The organism is Kitasatospora sp. NPDC034533 (assembly GCF_055575155.1).
Genome location: NZ_JBVITE010000154.1, coordinates 1 through 2,151, shown reverse-complemented (window position 1 = coordinate 2,151; position 2,151 = coordinate 1). Strand labels below are relative to the sequence as shown.

Genomic DNA, 2,151 nt, shown 5'->3' with positions numbered 1-2,151 from the left:
ACTCACACGGCGGGCGCGGGCCGCGCACCGGCCACGCCCCAGGAGCAGGCCCTGTGCGACGCGTTCGCGCAGGTCCTCGGACTGGAGAAGGTCGGCGTCGACGACGACTTCTTCGCCCTGGGCGGCCACTCGCTGCTGGCGATGCGGCTGATGAACCGGATCCGCACGGCGCTGGGCGCGGAAGTGACGATGGGGATGTTGTTCGAGGCGCCGACGGTCGCCGAGCTCGCGAAGCGGGTTGGAAGTCAGAAGTCTGCCCGGCCCGCACTGCGGCCGCGCAAGAAGAAGGAGTCCTGATGTTTCCGTTGTCGTTCGCGCAGCGCCGTCTGTGGTTCATCGATCAGTTCGAGGGGCCTAGCGCGCTGTACAACAGTCCGGTTGTGTTGGGACTCTCGGGCGAAGTCGACCACCAGGCTCTGGGTGCAGCGCTGCGAGATGTGCTGGAGCGGCACGAGGTGCTGCGGACGATCTTCCCCGCGACAGATGGCGAGCCGTACCAGCAGGTCCTGGAGATGGACGAGCTGGACTGGGATCTGGAGCTGGCCGAGGTGGCCCCGGCGGATCTGCCGCGGGTGGCGGCCGAGGCGACCAAGCACGTCTTCGAGCTGGCGAAGGAGGTCCCGTTCCGGGCGACGCTGCTGACCGCGACCCCGGACGACCACGTCCTGGTGCTGGCGATCCACCACATCGCCACCGACGGGTGGTCGAAGGCCCCACTGACACGGGACATCGTGGCGGCGTACGCGGCGCGCCGGGAGAGCCGGGCGCCCGAGTGGGAGCCGCTGCCGGTGCAGTACGGCGACTACGCCCTCTGGCAGCGCGAGCTGCTCGGCGAGACCGACGACCCGGAAAGCCTGCTCTCCCGCCAGGTGGCTTACTGGCGCGGGGAGTTGGCGGGAATACCCGAGGAGCTTGAGCTTCCGTTCGACCGCCCGCGTCCGCCGGTCTCGAGCCGCCAGGGGCACGGGGTGCCCCTGGCGGTCCCGGCCGAACTGCACGGCAAGCTGATGGAGTTGGCGCGCGCCGAGGGCGTGACGCTGTTCATGGTGCTGCAGGCCGCGCTGGCGGTGCTGCTGTCCCGCCTGGGTGCCGGTACGGACATCCCGATCGGCGCGGCGGTGGCCGGTCGCACCGACGAGGCGCTGGACGACCTGGTCGGATGCTTCGTCAACACCCTGGTCATCCGCACCGACCTGTCCGGCGACCCGACGTTCCGTGAGGCGCTGGCGCGCGCCCGGACGGCCGGCCTGGGCGCCCTCGCGCACGAGGACGTGCCGTTCGAGCGGCTGGTGGAGGAGCTGGCCCCGGCCCGGTCGCTGGCGCGCCACCCGCTGTTCCAGACGATGCTGACGCTGCAGAACACCGGACGAGCTTCGGTGAGCACCCCGGGCGTGCGGATCGGCGGCGTGTCCTCGGAGCTGGCCGCGGGGCTGCCGGCGGCACAGGTAGCGGCCAAGTTCGACCTGGACGTGATGGTCGGCGAGTCCTACGACCGCGAGGGGCGGCCGGCCGGGCTGCGCGGCACGGTGACCGCGGCCGCGGATCTGTTCGACCCGGTGTCGGTGGAGCGGCTGGTCGGTCGTTGGGTGCGGGTGCTGGAGGTGGTGGCCGCCGATCCCGGGCTGCGGTTGAGTGCGGTGGAGGTGGTGGACGAGGCTGAGCGCCGGCAGGTGTTGGTGGAGTGGAACGACACTGCTGTTGAGGTGCCGGTGTCGTCGGTGTTGGGGTTGTTCGAGGCGCAGGTGGCGCGGACGCCGGGTGCGGTGGCGGTGGTTGCCGGTGGTGTGGAGGTGTCGTTCCGCGAGTTGGATGTGCGGGCGAACCGGTTGGCGCATCTCTTGGTGGCGCGGGGTGTGGGTGTGGAGTCGGTGGTGGGTCTGTGCCTGCCGCGGAGTGTGGATGCGGTGGTGGCGCTGCTGGCGGTGTGGAAGGCCGGGGGCGCGTACCTGCCGATCGATCCGGAGTACCCGGCGGAGCGGATCGCCTTCATGCTGGCGAACGCGAGCGCTGTGTGTGTGGTGACGTCGCAGGCGTGCGCACCGGATGCCTCGGTGGCGGTGCCGATGGTGGCTCTGGATGACCCGGCGGTGCAGGAGGCGCTTCAGGCCGCTCCGGTGTCGGTGCCTGGGGTGTCGGTGGGGTCGGAGGGTC

General features: G+C 71.1%; 2 protein-coding genes. Both read left to right on the top strand.

All coding sequences use genetic code 11. The features are described 5' to 3' along the window. Window positions 1-297, top strand: a 297-nt coding sequence (locus ACZ55U_RS38970) for a phosphopantetheine-binding protein (RefSeq protein WP_465534368.1), incomplete at its 5' end; no start/stop codon positions are given. After that, a partial coding sequence (locus tag ACZ55U_RS38965; protein WP_465534366.1) for a condensation domain-containing protein occupies window positions 297-2,151 on the top strand: 1,855 nt, incomplete at its 3' end. The genes ACZ55U_RS38970 and ACZ55U_RS38965, both read left to right, overlap by 1 nt.